The sequence below is a fragment of the Lysinibacillus sp. FSL R5-0849 genome (assembly GCF_038595075.1).
Classification (GTDB): Bacteria; Bacillota; Bacilli; order Bacillales_A; family Planococcaceae; genus Lysinibacillus; species Lysinibacillus fusiformis.
Window position 1 is genome coordinate 2,000,122 of the sequence record NZ_CP152004.1, and the last position, 16,320, is coordinate 2,016,441.

General features: G+C 36.5%; 22 protein-coding genes. 11 read left to right on the top strand and 11 right to left on the bottom strand.

Annotated features, from left to right (window positions below; genetic code table 11):
• Nucleotides 1-48 precede the first annotated feature (48 nt).
• Nucleotides 49-669, bottom strand: a complete 621-nt coding sequence (locus tag MKY80_RS09690) for a hypothetical protein (RefSeq protein ID WP_008175149.1) — start codon at nucleotides 667-669, stop codon at nucleotides 49-51.
• Nucleotides 670-894: 225 nt separating this feature from the next.
• Here MKY80_RS09690 and MKY80_RS09695 point away from each other — a divergent pair, with 225 nt between their 5' ends.
• The 4 genes from MKY80_RS09695 to MKY80_RS09710 all read left to right on the top strand — a co-directional run bounded on the left by MKY80_RS09695 (nucleotide 895) and on the right by MKY80_RS09710 (nucleotide 2,695).
• Complete coding sequence (locus MKY80_RS09695; protein WP_043989884.1) at nucleotides 895-1,224, top strand: general stress protein; 330 nt, start codon at nucleotides 895-897, stop codon at nucleotides 1,222-1,224.
• Nucleotides 1,225-1,415: 191 nt separating this feature from the next.
• Nucleotides 1,416-1,973: an integrase gene (locus MKY80_RS09700; protein ID WP_342532759.1), complete on the top strand. Its 558-nt coding sequence runs from the start codon at nucleotides 1,416-1,418 to the stop codon at nucleotides 1,971-1,973.
• A 72-nt stretch (nucleotides 1,974-2,045) separates the two neighbouring features.
• Nucleotides 2,046-2,228 (top strand): hypothetical protein, encoded by a 183-nt coding sequence (locus tag MKY80_RS09705; protein WP_230584799.1) that lies wholly within the window; start codon nucleotides 2,046-2,048, stop codon nucleotides 2,226-2,228.
• 248 nt (nucleotides 2,229-2,476) lie between these two features.
• Complete coding sequence (locus tag MKY80_RS09710) at nucleotides 2,477-2,695, top strand: hypothetical protein (RefSeq protein ID WP_043989883.1); 219 nt, start codon at nucleotides 2,477-2,479, stop codon at nucleotides 2,693-2,695.
• 69 nt (nucleotides 2,696-2,764) lie between these two features.
• Here MKY80_RS09710 and MKY80_RS09715 read toward each other — a convergent pair whose 3' ends face one another.
• Nucleotides 2,765-3,262 (bottom strand): hypothetical protein, encoded by a 498-nt coding sequence (locus MKY80_RS09715; RefSeq protein ID WP_008175141.1) that lies wholly within the window; start codon nucleotides 3,260-3,262, stop codon nucleotides 2,765-2,767.
• A 416-nt stretch (nucleotides 3,263-3,678) separates the two neighbouring features.
• On the opposite strand from MKY80_RS09715, the gene MKY80_RS09720 reads away from it, so the two are divergent.
• The 3 genes from MKY80_RS09720 (at nucleotide 3,679) to MKY80_RS09730 (ending at nucleotide 5,555) form a co-directional block, all read left to right on the top strand.
• Nucleotides 3,679-4,716: a low specificity L-threonine aldolase gene (locus MKY80_RS09720; RefSeq protein WP_043989882.1), complete on the top strand. Its 1,038-nt coding sequence runs from the start codon at nucleotides 3,679-3,681 to the stop codon at nucleotides 4,714-4,716.
• 94 nt (nucleotides 4,717-4,810) lie between these two features.
• Complete coding sequence (locus tag MKY80_RS09725) at nucleotides 4,811-5,359, top strand: DUF1697 domain-containing protein (protein ID WP_342532763.1); 549 nt, start codon at nucleotides 4,811-4,813, stop codon at nucleotides 5,357-5,359.
• Nucleotides 5,349-5,555, top strand: a complete 207-nt coding sequence (locus MKY80_RS09730; RefSeq protein WP_171364765.1) for a hypothetical protein — start codon at nucleotides 5,349-5,351, stop codon at nucleotides 5,553-5,555. Before MKY80_RS09725 ends, MKY80_RS09730 begins: the two co-directional genes overlap by 11 nt.
• Nucleotides 5,556-5,861: 306 nt before the next feature.
• On the opposite strand, the gene MKY80_RS09735 is transcribed toward MKY80_RS09730, so the two are convergent.
• Complete coding sequence (locus MKY80_RS09735; RefSeq protein ID WP_008175136.1) at nucleotides 5,862-6,062, bottom strand: hypothetical protein; 201 nt, start codon at nucleotides 6,060-6,062, stop codon at nucleotides 5,862-5,864.
• A 164-nt stretch (nucleotides 6,063-6,226) separates the two neighbouring features.
• Between MKY80_RS09735 and MKY80_RS09740 the strand changes: the two genes are divergently transcribed.
• Nucleotides 6,227-7,030, top strand: a complete 804-nt coding sequence (locus MKY80_RS09740; protein ID WP_008175135.1) for an SDR family NAD(P)-dependent oxidoreductase — start codon at nucleotides 6,227-6,229, stop codon at nucleotides 7,028-7,030.
• 66 nt (nucleotides 7,031-7,096) lie between these two features.
• Here MKY80_RS09740 and MKY80_RS09745 read toward each other — a convergent pair whose 3' ends face one another.
• From MKY80_RS09745 to MKY80_RS09755, 3 genes are all read right to left on the bottom strand, one after another.
• On the bottom strand, nucleotides 7,097-7,600 hold the full coding sequence (locus MKY80_RS09745) for a DinB family protein (protein WP_342532767.1): 504 nt from the start codon (nucleotides 7,598-7,600) through the stop codon (nucleotides 7,097-7,099).
• A 406-nt stretch (nucleotides 7,601-8,006) separates the two neighbouring features.
• Nucleotides 8,007-8,879, bottom strand: coding sequence for a DMT family transporter (locus MKY80_RS09750; RefSeq protein ID WP_008175131.1), 873 nt, complete (start codon nucleotides 8,877-8,879; stop codon nucleotides 8,007-8,009).
• 540 nt (nucleotides 8,880-9,419) lie between these two features.
• Nucleotides 9,420-10,379, bottom strand: coding sequence for a bile acid:sodium symporter (locus MKY80_RS09755; RefSeq protein ID WP_008175130.1), 960 nt, complete (start codon nucleotides 10,377-10,379; stop codon nucleotides 9,420-9,422).
• Between the two features lie 337 nt (nucleotides 10,380-10,716).
• Between MKY80_RS09755 and MKY80_RS09760 the strand changes: the two genes are divergently transcribed.
• Nucleotides 10,717-11,145, top strand: a complete 429-nt coding sequence (locus MKY80_RS09760; RefSeq protein WP_008175129.1) for a HEAT repeat domain-containing protein — start codon at nucleotides 10,717-10,719, stop codon at nucleotides 11,143-11,145.
• 81 nt (nucleotides 11,146-11,226) lie between these two features.
• Here MKY80_RS09760 and MKY80_RS09765 read toward each other — a convergent pair whose 3' ends face one another.
• The 5 genes from MKY80_RS09765 to MKY80_RS09785 form a co-directional block, all read right to left on the bottom strand.
• A complete protein-coding gene (locus tag MKY80_RS09765) occupies nucleotides 11,227-11,457 on the bottom strand; it encodes a hypothetical protein (RefSeq protein ID WP_043989880.1) in 231 nt (76 codons plus the stop codon).
• A 232-nt stretch (nucleotides 11,458-11,689) separates the two neighbouring features.
• Nucleotides 11,690-12,319: a LysE family translocator gene (locus MKY80_RS09770; RefSeq protein ID WP_008175125.1), complete on the bottom strand. Its 630-nt coding sequence runs from the start codon at nucleotides 12,317-12,319 to the stop codon at nucleotides 11,690-11,692.
• 113 nt (nucleotides 12,320-12,432) lie between these two features.
• Nucleotides 12,433-12,624, bottom strand: a complete 192-nt coding sequence (locus tag MKY80_RS09775; protein ID WP_008175124.1) for a hypothetical protein — start codon at nucleotides 12,622-12,624, stop codon at nucleotides 12,433-12,435.
• A 106-nt stretch (nucleotides 12,625-12,730) separates the two neighbouring features.
• On the bottom strand, nucleotides 12,731-13,039 hold the full coding sequence (locus MKY80_RS09780; protein WP_089984686.1) for a hypothetical protein: 309 nt from the start codon (nucleotides 13,037-13,039) through the stop codon (nucleotides 12,731-12,733).
• Nucleotides 13,040-13,335: 296 nt separating this feature from the next.
• Nucleotides 13,336-13,788, bottom strand: coding sequence for a CBO0543 family protein (locus tag MKY80_RS09785; protein WP_008175121.1), 453 nt, complete (start codon nucleotides 13,786-13,788; stop codon nucleotides 13,336-13,338).
• 149 nt (nucleotides 13,789-13,937) lie between these two features.
• Between MKY80_RS09785 and MKY80_RS09790 the strand changes: the two genes are divergently transcribed.
• Nucleotides 13,938-14,192, top strand: coding sequence for a hypothetical protein (locus tag MKY80_RS09790; RefSeq protein WP_008175120.1), 255 nt, complete (start codon nucleotides 13,938-13,940; stop codon nucleotides 14,190-14,192).
• A 302-nt stretch (nucleotides 14,193-14,494) separates the two neighbouring features.
• Nucleotides 14,495-16,267: an oleate hydratase gene (locus tag MKY80_RS09795; protein ID WP_008175118.1), complete on the top strand. Its 1,773-nt coding sequence runs from the start codon at nucleotides 14,495-14,497 to the stop codon at nucleotides 16,265-16,267.
• The last annotated feature ends 53 nt before the right edge of the window (nucleotides 16,268-16,320 follow it).

The following is a 16,320-nucleotide window of genomic DNA, read 5'->3' on the forward strand; positions in this document are numbered from 1 at the left end:
CGTGCGATTAGAATAAAAAATACCCTATTCAAATATAGTTGAATGGATTTAAAGCCTATTCCAAATAAACATAAATTGTGCTGCATCCGCTTCAAGAGCTAGTTGGTGATACTCGGTCGATTCATCCTCAGAAATTAAGCGACCTTTTTGAACATTTAAAATGGCATGCTTAACAGAATCGGGATGTTCAACGGAATAGTGGGAATCCTTTAGAAGTGTCAGGGCAGATCGACATTTATGCTTATCAATGCGTTCATTTTTTCCTTTGAAATATAATTTTATAAGGTAGGGGATGTCATCGATGATTAAACCAAGCTCTGGGTTTGAACGCACGATTAAGTCACCACAAACCCAATTAGATTTACCTGGTTCAAACCACTGCACATTTTTGTTTTTAAAAAATTTTAAATAAGCTTTAATCGCTTCTTGATAATTTTTCTGCCGAGCAGGGAGGGCATTGTCTATAATATCGAGAAGGTAGGAGTCATTAAAATGATGCTCATGGTATTTTTTTAACCCCTCGCGTAACGCTTTCCAATAATCCTTAATTGGATGATAATCACCCTGATATTTAATATCTTTCACAAACTTCGTCTTGGCGGCACTTCCCTTCATTGTGAAGTCCGTAAATTGTGTTAAGCCAATAGATGGCTTTGTCAAAATCGTCATTTTCACATCACCCTTCCTTCAAAAAATTACAATGTTATAGATTAGTATTATATTGGAATGGCTAAATTTATATGCTTGCTCAAAGCCTGATGAGCGCTAGCATTGAGAGGTTCTACAACTATAGAAAAATCATTGTTTTGAAAAAGGATGTTTAGATAGGATAGAGCTGGGAATATAAATAGCGAGCTAGTCAATAGCTCAAAAAATAATTAGGAGGAATAGAAAATGGCTAACAAGCAAAACAATCGCAACAGAAACAACAATGAAAACATGACTGTCGAAGAAGCGGGACGTAAAGGCGGAGAAGCTACCTCCAAAAATCATGATCGTGATTTTTATGAAGAAATAGGACGTAAGGGCGGCGAGGCTACGTCTAAAAATCATGGACATGAATTTTATCAAGAGATTGGTCAAAAGGGTGGAAAAGCTACAGCTGACAACCACGGCGAGGAATTTTATGAAGAAATAGGTCGCAAAGGCGGCGAGGCTCGCAGCAAACAGCGTAGTACCAACACCAACAGTAACCAAAATCGCCGAAGTAACAATAATCGCTAATTTCGTTAAATAAAATAAAACCCTTCACACACGAGGCGTTTGTAGTTTTTACTACAAGCGCCTTTTTTTGTTGAGCATTTCCTCTATATGTACAGGATGAATTGGTTGAATTTATATGATTTGTAGTATATATTTAATCCGCTTCTATTATAGTTACATGAGAATGTTTGCAGAGGAAATGAGGACGGTTCATGACAAAACAACTTAAAGAGAAAGAAATATATGAAATCATCAACTCCGTTGTGCAGGCTGTTGGCATGACGATGACCATAAAGCAGGACCACTCAGGCGTAAATATGAGTTATAACTTTATTGGGGATTATGTGGGCTTTGATGCTGAACGTTTAATTGAGGCAAAGAATGAGTTGCAATATCCACCATCACTAGAAGTGTATGTAAAAACAATGACCTTACATGAACTGGGTCATGCGGTGGATCGTGAAGCATTACAATCCTCGCTTCCACGTACTATCGAAATTTTTACAATGAAAAAACAACATAGCTTACAGGAAATTTATCTTCATGAGCATCTGTTATCTATGTTGCTGGAAGAACATGACATGAATATTCAATTTGAGCAAACAGCATGGGAAAATGCTTGGGCTCTCAATTGTAAACATCACTTCGTATGTGATAAGGAATTTGATTATATAAGGCAACATAGCCTAGCGACCTATAAAAAAATATATGAGCAAGATTTACAGGCATATCACCATCTTTTGAACCAGCCAGTACCTCAATTAGCATAGCTACAAATGATTATTTCATACCTTTCCAAGAATGAGATCAAACCAATTAGGGCAATGTAATACTACTTGGAGGTGATCATTTTGACAAAGGGCAAGCAATATAAACGTCAGTCAGAGTTGGCGGAATTAGCGACAGATTTAAGTCCAGATGATTTAGATGTGCGTGAAGATAATGCGTTAACAAAAGAACAAAAGAAAAATTCAAACGATACTCATTGTTCGAACGAATCATCATCACGTAAATCTCAATCATAATTCACACACCACAATCCATTCGATTGTGGTATTATTTTTGTCCGTCATTTCACCATAAATAGACGAAAGCCAGAGAAGTTGAACTAAATCGTCACATAAAATAATAGAGAGCCATTCATTCAGAATGGTTCCTAAAACGACCTTTCCTCTTAAGAGGTAATGGGGAATTTTACATATGTTAAGAACTATCATTTTTTTATCAACGCAATGTTATAATCTTTATAATGGAAGAGGGGGGTGTGGTAAAAATGGAATTTTTTATTATATTTATTGGCATCATCGTAGTCGTCAGCATCATCAGTAATGTTAGCAAAAAATCTAACGAATCCAATGAGCAAATACATGAACTACATTCAACAAACGATTTACATGGGCATCATGCACATACTACTATTCAGGAGAACCATCATTGTGCTGACAATAGTTCAACAACTCCTGATTCGTCATGCGGTCCTTCAGGGGACTGATCAATGAGTTGAATGGAAGAGCATTAAAAAAGCCTAATGATACACAAATATCATTAGGCAAATTCATATTTATAATTGATGTGCTTGAATGGACTGTCTTTGGTGTAGTTTTTTCATCGCAAGTCGAGCAATAGGCTGTGCTAATAAAAGTTCAATCCAAAAGGCCACAGCAAAATTCCTTGGCCAAATGTGAAGAAATTGTTGAAAAGGCTCTAAGCTAATTTGCTTGGTGCCTACCCAAGGACCAATGATTGATAAAAAAATAGACAATACCGTTACATTTAATAATGTATCCAATAGCACGCGTGCATTGAACCCATCTGTTGGGCCTATTATAACAGACATTATTTTTCCAACTAAGGGACCCGCAACAGCTCTCACTAATAAAATGACAATGACCCACATAATAGGAATAATTTTTAGTGTCTCCATATATACAGCTATACTGAAACCTCGCTCTAGCCCAACAATAATGGGTGCAATGGTATTGACAGAAATAACTGAAATAATCAATAAAAATAAAATACCCTCTTTTGCGTTTTGTGGTAGCCGATCTTCTTTGTACATACTTATCCTCTCCATTTTCAATATTTTCAGATGGCAGAGATTTGTGAAACAAGTCGGCTTGTACACTATGCGTGAGGGCAATATTTGATATAAATTCGCCCCATTACTGCGCATTGATACAATAAGTATACCAGTTAGTTTACAGTTAAACAAATAGAAATTATGAATAAAATGATGATATAGAGGTGGAATGAGCATAGCGAATATACAGCAATATGTTAAGCTGAGAGCGATTGTCCTGAACTACTTCTTATTATCTATGCCCGTAGTTTTTCCTTGTGGTTGAATGTGGATCAACTTTCTGTTAGCAGCCTCCAAAGCTAAATAATTCCTTCCGACTAACTAACCATAGATTATTACCATCATAAGGTTGTAAAATAAGGGATAGATACAGAGAGAATTTGGAGGGAAAAGATATGATACGATTTGAAAATGATTATGCAGAAGGTGCCCATCCGCAAATTTTGCAAAAATTAGTGGAAACCAATGAAGAGCAATCACCAGGTTATGGGATGGATGAGCATTCTGAAAAAGCTAGAGCGTATATCAAAAAAGCGATAGCGGCTGAGCAGGCAGACGTTCATTTTTTAGTTGGTGGCACGCAGACGAATACAACTGTAATCGCCTCCATCCTACGTCCTCATCAAGGCGTTATTGCTGCAACTACAGGCCATATTGCTGTCCATGAGACGGGGGCAATTGAAGCGACCGGTCATAAAGTGCTTACTTTGCCTAGTGATGATGGCAAACTAACAGCCGCACAGGTTAAAGCATGCTATGACGCACACTGGCAAGACAGCACACATGAACATATGGTACAGCCGGGCTTAGTGTACATATCTCATCCAACAGAAAATGGAACAACATATAGTAAAGCTGAATTAACCGCATTAAGTAAAGTTTGCAGGGATTGTGGATTGCCATTGTTTCTAGATGGCGCTCGTTTAGGCTATGGTTTAGTAGCACAGGATAATGATTTATCTTTAGCAGATATCGCTCAGCTTTGCGATGTATTTTATATAGGTGGTACAAAAATGGGGGCATTATTTGGCGAAGCGGTCGTAATCGTGAATCCTGCCTATCAACGAGATTTTCGCTATATGATCAAACAAAGAGGTGGGCTACTGGCAAAAGGTAGATTACTAGGTCTTCAGTTTGAAACATTATTGGAGAACCATCTTTATTTGGATATTGCCCAACATGCGGTAGAGATGGCCATGCTCATTCAACAGGCATTTATCAATAAAGGCTTTGCATTACGCTATGATTCGAAAACCAATCAGCAATTCCCAATTTTGCCGAATGATTTACTAAAGACATTAGGCGAAAAATATTCATTCTCCGTTTGGGAAACATTCGATGAAACACATACAGTTGTTCGCTTTTGTACAAGCTGGGCGACAAAAAAAGAAAATGTGGAGCGTTTAATAAAGGACATTGAGCGTTTAGCATAAGGATTAAACTGCACTTGGACTCCCAAGGTGCAGTTTTTCCCTATTATTCCATAATTATGGCTATAATGAGAGTAGAGAAAGGTGGGAGTGTAGGATGAACTACGTAGCATTACTAAGAGGGATTAATGTAGGTGGACATAATAAAATAAAAATGGCTGACTTAAGGGAAGCTCTTATACCGCTAGGATTGCAAAACATTCGTACCTATATTCAAAGTGGAAATATCCTTTTTGAATCGACCGAATTAGAGGAAGTTTTGCAGAAGCAAATTCATGAAACAATCCAAATGAATTTTGAAATGACAAGTACAGTCATCATTAGAACCGCTGAGGAACTTCAGCATATCGTCCACAATTGCCCATTTTCTCAGCAAGACATCGCTGAAGCAAGTGCCACAGCAGTTGGGGAAAGCCTACATGTTGCCTTTTTACCTGCTACCCCAACAGAAGAAAATCGTCATAAGTACTTATCATATGAAAATGATCAAGAGCGTTGCGTCATCATTGGCAGAGAGGTTTATCTTTTATTTCACAAGAGCATCCGCAACGCCAAACTTAGCCAACAATTGCCCAAGCTCGAGATGCCCGCAACGGTTCGTAATTGGAAAACTATCCTGAAGCTTACGTCAATGTTTGAATCATGAAACGGGCTCAATTAAGTTATTTCATTTATCCAATTACCTACTTTATCGTAAGAACGATCAATCAATGGAGGAAACAAGCATCTATTACATGGGGCGAAAACGTGACAATGATGATAATTACGATGGTCATCATATATCTCTTTATTTTGCTGTGGAATTGGTCGAAAAAGCCGTACCAATGGGGGAAGAAAAATAATAAGGAAACATAAAAACGGGAGCAATTTTCACTTCTTTTGAAAGGATGCTCTCGTTTTATTTTTTTAGTTGTGTTAATAAATAAGTAAACGATCATATAAAAAAGCTGTAGCGAGGTTATTCGCTACAGCCAAGAATTGGTTGACCCTTTGAGGTTTTCCAATGTATTATAGCATAATTAATTATTTCTTGCATAGAAGGGGGAGGATTGAAGTGTTTGCATTGTCACACGCCATCAATCTTCCACCATTAACTATCTATCGAGGAGGCATATACCTCGTTATTTATCTTTCGCATACTCGCTATCTTACTTAAATTTCTCCGGCTTAGCTACTTTAATGGATGCAGCTTCCCCACATTTTGTGCAAAACGTTAAAATAAGTGGAGATCCAGTAGCCATAATTGAACCGAACGGCCGTATATTTCCTTCACTCGTGAAACTGCCAATTTGTCCTGAGGCAAAGGCATCGTTTCCACATGCTTTACAATTCATTTTATTATTTTCCATATAAACACCTCTTTATGTAATATATGTAAATATAACATAAAAAAAGATGGCGCAGGTAATCAATGAGCTAGTCTTTTTAGTTTAAAAATAAATAGTTTAATGTTAAACTATTCACCGAAAAGAAAGAGTGGGTTGCTCTTTTTTGTTATAAGGAGGAATTAAATATGAATCGTGTACAAAATAAAGTAGCATTAGTAACAGGTGGCGCATCAGGAATTGGTTTATCAGCAGCAACCTTATTAGCCAAGGAAGGCGCAAAAGTGGTTATTGCTGATTTCAATATAGAGGGTGCTCAAGAAGCAGCACATTCTTTAGTGAAAGAAGGTTACGAGGCTTCAGCGATTTTCCTTGATGCAGGGGATGCTTCTTCAATTGAAGCGGCAGTGAACTTCACGGTGGAACAATACGGTACATTAACCGTATTGTTTAACAATGTTGGTTTAACAAACTTGCAGAAGGATTTAGATGTTGTGAATATCGACTTAGATGAATGGGATCGTTTAGTCAATGTGAATTTAAAATCCATTTTACTTGGAAGTCGTTTTGCGATTCCACATATGCAAAAGGCAGGTGGGGGCTCCATAATTAACACAGCTTCCATGGCTGCATTCGCTAGTGACCAAATCCGAACAGCCTATGGTGCTACAAAGGCAGGAGTGGTAAATATGACTAAAAACATTGCCACTCAATATGGGAAAGATAAAATTCGCTGTAATGCGGTCGCACCAGGTCTCATTTTAACACCAGCAGCAAAAAATAATATGCCAGATGAAATGCTAGCGATCTATTCTAAATTTAATGCCCTACCATACCATGGTGAAGCAGATGATATCGGTCACGCAGTGGTATTTTTAGCCTCGGACGAATCAAAATTTATGACAGGTCAAACAATGCAAATTGAAGGTGGCCATTATTTAGCAAACCCAACCATTGCAGACACAAATAATTGGTTAGCTACTCTTAAATAAGCTCTCAAAAAAGAGGTTGTCCTTCAATGGGCAACCTCACTTTGAATGTTGTTTGTCTAGCTTCAATTACATTTTGGGGGTTTGCAACCCGAACTGTGCCCATTCCTCTTTGGCAGGACCGTAAATGCCTGGAACAGGTAAGCCGGCTTGTCGCATGAGCACAGTCATTTGTCCACGATGATGACTTTGATGTTGCAATAAAAATAATAAAAGAGAGCCGTTAGGGATGGATTGACCAATAAATTCAATCATTTCATTCATGGTCTGGTCTGTCCATTGTGTTTTTACTGCTTCAATAAAGGAATTACTCGCTTGATGATAACTATCTGCAATCAATTGAGCTGAAGTGGGAACAGGATAATCCTCTGCTGGTGCCTCGAAGGTTAGATCGGTATTGACGGAAATAATTCGAATAGCTGTGACAGTATGCCAAGCGATACGTCCTAAAGTCCAATGTTCAGTCGTTATTGCTTGATGAAGCGATTCATCGGTAAGCTGGTGGAGTAAATTTTGCGTAGCAGTAGCTTCAAATGTCCAAGATTGTAAAAAATGCTCTACTGTTTGAAACATAAAATAACCCTCCTAAAATGAAGTCTTCCACCTAATTATATAGTTTTTAAGGTTGAAACATTTTATTTTTTCATCTATTTTGTTCCCAATAGAAAAGCAAAATAAAGTACGGCATAAACAGAAAGTGCGGTGGAAGTAACGATATACATTGTCCATTCACCAATCGTCAGTTTTCTTTTCCATTTTGTTAATTTAAGATGTCTGCAATACACCATACTAGAAATAAGTATAACTAGAAATGATAGTTCCTTTATGGATTCTAAAAGGGTAATCAAATCATCAGCTCCTTTAAACTGTTGCAATATATGAGGCGAGCTGTAGGAACATGACTACACACAACGGCATAACCGCCAGTAGCTGGATTTAAAAAAGTGCGCCTCTATACAAGATAGAAACGCACATTCTTTTACTCTTCTCGAATGACCATAAATACACCGCTAAAAATGAAAAGCGAGCCCAACCAAAATGAAAGACCAATCGTCTCCCCTAAAAGGAGCCAGCCTAAAAATGTACCAACAACGGGCTGAAAGAAGAAAAATAAGCCCCCACTAGAAGCATTCATTAGTTGAAGCCCTTTATTCCACAATAAAAAACCACCAGCAGTTGAAACAATACCTAAATAGAGCAAGCCACCTGAAATTGTTGGCTGCACAACAATGGATAAATTCATCTCTTTTAACCTTGGAATGACAAATGGCGTCAATAGGATGACGGCAATGAAGGAAGAATAGGTTGTCACCACAATTTGAGAGTAATGACTTGGAACTTTTTTTACTAGAACAGACATCAATGCCCATGTTAAGGCAGCGAGCAATAAGTAGAGTCCACCTAATTGTTGGGTACTATCAATTCCGCCATGGCCTACAATGACACCGACACCAATCGTTGCTAGGATAATAGACAAGCATTTTTTTAAGGTTATGTCTTCCTTCAAAATGACACGTGCAAAGACAACCATAAAAGCAGGTGTTGTAGCCGTAATAATTGCACCCATTTGTGCAGTGGAAAGCATGGTACCTATTTCTTGAGTAACAATCGAAATCGTATTGCCTATGAGACCGACAAGAAAAATAAGGAGCCAATCCTTTTTGGCGATTTTCCAAGATTGTTTCGTTATAATGCCAATCAAACCAAGTGCCAAGACGGCAATTACATAACGAATCCAAACAAGCTCTAACGGTGGCACGACCTCCACCACAACTTTGACAACTACATACATAGCGCCCCAAATGCTCGCCGCAAGCGATAAAAAGAAGGCGCCGATTAGTTTATTTCTCATGTTTTTTCCTCCGTTTTCATAGTTACCTATGTCCTTAACGGAGAAAAAGTGCTTCTACCGTTAAGGAAGAAGAAGTGCTGGAACGTCCTGTTCAAATAATGGAGCATACATCATCTAGATCACACCATCCTATTCATATATTTTTATCAGTATAAAGGAAAAGTCTATAATTTCATAGAAGCTATTCCAATTGAGTAGCTACGCTAATTTCGAGCTGTTCTAAATAACGATACAATACTAAAAACAGACCCTATGAATCCACAAACGAAGATTATATAAGCTACCAGTAGGGACATAGCTTCCAAGTGATCGGTAAAGATTTTATAGGCTCCTACTAAAAATAATGCTAAGCCACTAATGAAACAAATGAAATTCCTATTTTTAACAGTCATAACATCCTCCCTAAACATTAGATTGGCGAATGAAGCTCGATACACGATAAAAAACAATAAAGGAGGAGTGGCATCAATAAAACTAAAATAGCTCCTATCCCATAAACAGAAAAAACAGGGATCATGACTTTTTTCATGAAAACCCCACCTAATGTGAAACTTGATTGTCAGCCATCACAGCGGTTCTTTTTATCACCATTTTACTAAAGATTGAAGCAAGCACTTGTTGAAATAACATCCCAAACACGACAGGCATTGCTACTTTACCTGGGAAGTATGTTGTGGCCACAATGACCCCAACGGCAATATTTCTCATCCCTCCAGTATAGACAAAGGTAGCCATATGTGAATAGTCTTTTAGCAGATAACGACCAATGATAAAGGCGAAAACATAGCCTGAAACAGCAAGCAGAAACACTAATAATATAACGAATAATAGGTGTAGATTAAAATCTTTCAAGTATGGGGCAATCGCACTGCTATTAATTAAAATAACGGCAAATAAACATAGCTTTGAAAAAGGCGCAAGCTTCTTTCCAATTTTTTTTGGTATTTCTCCCTTTGACCATTCATTTACCAATATACCTACAATCGTCGGTAAGACAATCATTAAGAGTAAGCTAAGTATAAGCGATAGAACGTCTAGTTCAATTTTTTCTCCCGACACCAAGAAGAGAATGAAAGGGAGAATAAATGGAGAAAGTAGCGTATCGATTAAAATGATCGATAAGCCTAGCGGTAAGTTTCCTTTGCAAATATTGATCCAAATAACACTTGTAACGCCTGTTGGAAGTGCAACCGCTAAAACAAATCCGACCGTTAACAAATGGTCGTCAAAGATAACAGTAGATAAGAAATACGCCCATAACGGCATGAATAGGTGAAGAAAAATAATGGAGAAGATAATAAGTCCGGGATGCTTCACAAAGATTTTTACATCTTTAAATTTCATATGTAAGCTTCCTGAAAATGTCATGAATGCAAATAGCCATGATACGAGGAATAATAAGCTTTGTCCTATGCTTTCTAATAATACACCTAAAATTAAACTTAATGGTGTCAAGATCGCAATGTATTTTTGGAGAAATACATTTAATTTTTCTAACATCAAAAGACCTTCTTTTTCATCTGATTTTATAACTTTATGTTAATAATAACAAGAAGAATAGGGGGATAGGTAAATAAAAAAGCAGAAGGTCCGATAGCACTCGGTCAAATGAAAACGAGCGCTAATCCTTATTACAGAATCTCGCCCGATTAGGGGAGATGATTAGTATATTTCTTGTTTAACGATTGCACCCTATAATACGGTTCACCTTAATGTAGCTTTCTGTATGTGTCCTTACTAACGAATTATCGCTATTTTCACCAAGACAACGTATAATAAGTGAAGCAGAAGAAAAAGAAATCATTTTTCCTCTAGTTAAAAAAAGAGGTGCAATTATTTGAAACAGTTTGAAACAGCATTACCTGAGCAGTATGAAACATTAAAAAAACAGGCCAATTATACATCTAGCTGGCGAGAGCGTTTAGATGCAGTCGAAAAGTTATCGGCTTATCAACATGACAATATCATAGATTTATTAATAAATCGTATGCAGCATGATACTGTCTACAAGGTGCAGGTAGCAGCATATGAAGCACTTGCGGCGCTTGGCGAGGACGTAGAGAAGCCATCTCCTGCACGTTTTGATATTATCAAAGGAACAGATAAAATTTTCCTGCGTGTTAAAAAGAGCTTGCCGAAGGACCATACAGTGGCAGACTTTGCGGATAAACTAAAACGTATGCGTTTAGATGTCTTTGATGCGTATGAAGGCGACAAAGGTGAACAATTTATGAACTGGTTAGAGGAACGTTGGGCAAAACTGTAATCTGTAGTATTGCGATTTATGAAGGAAAGTCATTCTCTCCGCTTGTAGAGAGAATGGCTTTTTCTTATCTTACGCTGCGGTTCATCTAAAATGATTATGAAGACACCAAACAACAAGAAACATACTCACTATCCCCCAAGCAGTGGAACTCCATATCCACCAAATGACGGAATTAGCTTTTAACGAATTTTCCTCGTTTTCCCTATTTGCTTTTATAAAAGTGACCTTACTTTCCATCCCTTTTTTCATAGAAGTGAGAACTACAAATCCAATTATTATGAAACCAATAGTTATCCAAAGTAATAGGTCCAATTTTACACTCCCTTTGAAAATTTTTCTTAAAAGAATGTTCTTCAACAATCTAGCCTGATTGTAGAAGAAAAGATTCTGCCTATCAACACAGAATTTTTAAGTAAACTTTATAAATTTCAATTTTCTTGTCTCATGTGCATCATTTCTTTTGATATTTGTCTAAATTATAGTCGAACAGCCCCTTCAAAATGAAAGGAGCTGTTCGTGGGGGGCATAGTTGTGAAATTCTGTATTAGTGTGGAGCTTTTGTTTGCAGTAATTGGAAGCCCATATAAATAAATAGTATTCCTGTCGCCTTATTTAGAAGGCGTCCAAACTTTTGATTGCCTCGTAATTTTGTCGTCATATACGAGGAGAAGTACGCAACAACTAAACACCAGACAAGTCCAGTTGCTGTAAAAGTAAGGCCTAAAAGGAGGAATGGAATGGGCCCAGATGCGTGAACATCAATAAATTGCGGGAGAAACGCAATGAAAAATAAGGAAACCTTTGGATTCGTCAAACTTGTAAATAGGCCCTGTATATAAATTTTTCTTAAGTTTAGTGTCCCTGTAGATGCCTCAAAATCGATCGTTGACTGATCGCGTATCATCTTTATCCCTAAATAAGCAAGGTATATAACACCCATTACCTTAATGATTGTAAATAATACAATTGATTTTGTCAGGATGAGTGATAGACCAAAAGAAACCAATAACGTATGAATTAGGGAGCCAGTAATAATTCCAAAAACAGAATATACACCCGCTCTTTTCCCTTGGGCAATACTTCGCCCAATAATATACATTGTGTCTGCACCAGGAACTAGATTTAATAAAATCCCTGTTAATAAAAACATTTCATAATTAATAATACCAAACATGTCAGCACCTCTTTCTCTCTATTTTAGGGTGCCCTTATTGATAATAAAGGAAATGACTTAAAAATAAAAGGATTTATTGATGTGAAAATTTACCTGAAAGTCTAACGGATTTATCAAATATTGACTTGTTTTTTATCAGTTTCCTTTGTAAAAGGAATCCGTACAATCCCGACGATCAATAAAATATTGCCTGTCCATCTTAACCATAAATAATAGGGATGATCCTTTAACAGAAACAGTGAGGTAAGGATAATAATCATCCCAATCCCAATGAGCAGCTTTATATAAACGGGTATTTTTGACATGCACCCACCTCCTTTTATAAAAACTATTTGAATGTTAGAAAAGTCGAGAGGGAAAATCATACTAAATACGTAGTAGCCCATAACAGAGTTACTACATGTTTCGGTTTTATACTTTATTTCGTTTAAAAATAAGAATGAGGATATTTAATAGAATCGTACTTACTAATAAGAATAGGACAGCCAGTACGGAACTTCTTGTAATATCCATAAGGGCACTCCAATCCTCAATCTTCACAAGATAGAAATTGTAAAATAATTGGAAACTAATCGAAATAGCACAAGCACTTAGACTTAATATGCTTATCGTTAATCTATAATGTTGGATTTGTTTCGAAGTAGCTGAAAGACTAGCAATGGGTAACAATATGGCTATTAATCCAAGGACTAGGCTTCCCACATTTAGCATACTCATCATGGAACAGTTCCTCCTTTATAATTTGAAAACGAAAATAGGGAGGGTAATTTTTCAATATATGGTAAATTTTATGTTTACTAAATCTTCCTAATAACTTATGTAAGCCCTATTAAACATATGAAGGGTCACTTTGGTTAGAAGTGACCCTAAGTAACAAATCAGGAGGTTGTTAAACTAGTTTAGCTTAACTACTACTATATATATGATGAGTTCACTTAGTATATCTAGTTGATTGCCTCTTCAGTAGAAATTAAAACTATATTGAAGAAAAATTATTTTTTTAAGCATAAAAATAGTTATTGGAGAACGCGTATTTTCAGTAAAAATCTATAATATCCATACAAAAATAAATAAGGGAGCAAATAGGAGAAAAAGGTAAAATAAATATTCCATCCGTTTTGGTAGATGACCCTATCAAAGAAAACAAATATCCCTTCTAAAAAAGTGGTGAGCAAAGTCATTAATAGAAGAACCAAAAAAGGTTTGTTCACTTTTTTTATGAAATAGATACAGTAGCAGGATAAGACAGGATATATGCCTACATCAAAAGGTAGTGCAGCGAAACTTTTTTGTTGGGGAAAAGGTAGCACCTCCCAAAAATCGAAATAAAAGCCGAGAGCATTCATGAGATAAGCCACGACGCTAAAAAATGGAGCCACTAAAAAAAGCAATATTTTATCTTTTTTGTATAGATGCATGAGACAAATCGTCCAAGGAATTAGAAAAACTAAAAATAAATGTAAAATCATCTTTTACCCTTTCATTACTACCTAATCTAATATTTATTAGTATTACTGCAGAACCGTAGAAACATACAGATGTTGGTGATGTGGTATATAACAAGACGTGAAAAATATTTTATTGATGTGGACAATAAAGAGGGCGGGAGTTGAACAAAGTGAGTGGAATTGATAAACGAAATCGATTAAGCGAGGAGCCATTTACGTATCAAATTACCAAAAAAGGGACTGTCGCTATTTATTACGAGGGGAAACAAATTAAAGTGGTTAAGGAAAAAGAGGCAGAGCATCTTTTAGCAAAAATCCATGAAGCGGAACAACAGACAATAGAAGTTCAATTATTATTAGCGAAAATGACAGGTAATTTTAAAAGAGGTAATGAAAAATTTGGTAAACGTAAAAGGAAGTTTTAGCTATGGAGAATCAAAATTTATGTGACAAATAATTTTTCGATATAATATTTATGCAATTTTTACATCCAATTATTGTATTTTATTTTCCTTTTCAAGGCATTGATCTAGGCGCTGATCGTGATTTTTTATACTTCATCATCCACTTATAAAAATACAAACGATTGTTATGTCCAATTATAGGGGACTTCGAATGGAGTGCTTTCTTCTGAATTTGAATATTTTGTTAATCATTCGCTCGTTTTACCATTTCTGTGGTAATTCATGTTATTCTATATTAGAATAATAAATATGGAGGCGGTAATATGTATTACAGCAATGGTAACTATGAAGCTTTCGCACGTCCTAAAAAACCGGAGGGAGTAGATGGAAAATCTGCTTATCTCATTGGTTCGGGCCTAGCCTCGCTGTCAGCAGCATGTTTTTTAATTCGTGATGGCCAAATGAAAGGTGAGAACATTCATATTCTGGAAGAGCTAGATATTTCAGGAGGCAGTCTTGATGGCATACTTAATCCGACGAGAGGATTTATTATTCGCGGTGGTCGAGAAATGGAAGATCATTTTGAATGCTTATGGGATTTATTCCGTTCCATTCCTTCCTTAGAGGTAGACAATGCTTCTGTGTTAGATGAATTTTATTGGTTAAACAAAGAGGACCCCAATTATTCAAAATGTCGTTTAATAAAAGATAGAGGTCAAAGACTTGAAGATGATGGCAAGTTTACTTTATCGGATCAGTCATCTGAGGAAATGATTAAATTATTCTTTACACCTGAGGAAAAGTTAGAGGATAAAAAAATTACAGATGTTTTCTCAGAGGAATTTTTTGAATCGAACTTTTGGCTGTATTGGTCCACTATGTTTGCGTTTGAAAAATGGCATTCTGCAATGGAAATGCGCCGTTATATTATGCGTTTCATTCACCATATTGGTGGATTACCAGATCTATCAGCATTGAAATTTACAAAATATAACCAATATGAATCGTTAGTGCTACCGATGATAAAATATTTAGAAGGTCATGATGTTGATTTTCAATATAATACGGTAGTAGAGAATGTTTTGGTCGATAAAGTGGGCGACAAAAAAGTAGCTCATACATTAGTTTTAAGAAAAAATGGTGTGAAAGAGAATATTGAGCTAACAGAAAATGAATTGGTATTTGTGACAAATGGTAGTATTACGGAGAGTACAACATACGGGGATAATTATACCCCAGCCCCTGTCAATAAAGAATTAGGTGGAAGCTGGTCACTGTGGAAAAACATCGCTGCCCAAGATACTGACTTTGGACGACCAGAAAAGTTCTGTGATAATCTTCCAAAAGAAAGCTGGTTTGTTTCCGCCACTCTAACGACTTTAGACGATCGTGTGGCTCCTTATATTGAAAAAATTAGTAAAAGGGACCCGTATGCAGGCAAAGTAGTAACAGGAGGTATTGTCACAGCTACAGATTCTAATTGGATGCTAAGCTATACGTTAAACCGACAACCTCATTTTAAACATCAACCAAAAGACCAATTAGTCGTTTGGATTTATGGTTTACTATCAAATAAACCAGGTGATTTTATTAAAAAAAGCATTACCGAATGTTCAGGTATTGAGATAGCACAAGAGTGGTTGTACCATATGGGTGTACCGGTTGATGAAATTCCAGACATCGCACAAAATTCTTGTAACACGATTCCATGCTATATGCCTTACATCACCTCTTATTTCATGCCAAGAGCCATGGGGGATCGTCCATTAGTTGTGCCAGAAGGGTCTGCTAATTTAGCCTTCATTGGCAACTTTAGTGAAACTGTAAGAGATACCGTTTTTACTACTGAATATTCAGTAAGAACTGCGATGGAGGCAGTCTATCAATTATTAAATATTGATCGTGGAGTTCCAGAAGTATTCGCATCTTCTTTTGATGTTCGCACATTATTAGCTTCAACTGCTCGCTTATTAGATGGCAAAAAATTAACAGATATTGATGCGCCATTTATTTTAAAACAAATTGGTAAATTAGGAATTCACAAAACAAAAGATACAATTATTTATGACTTACTGAAAGAAAGTGAATTAATATAGACAAGTGATATTGGCTGAAGTCAGCTCCGAAAATACGTATTGGGATAAAAAGC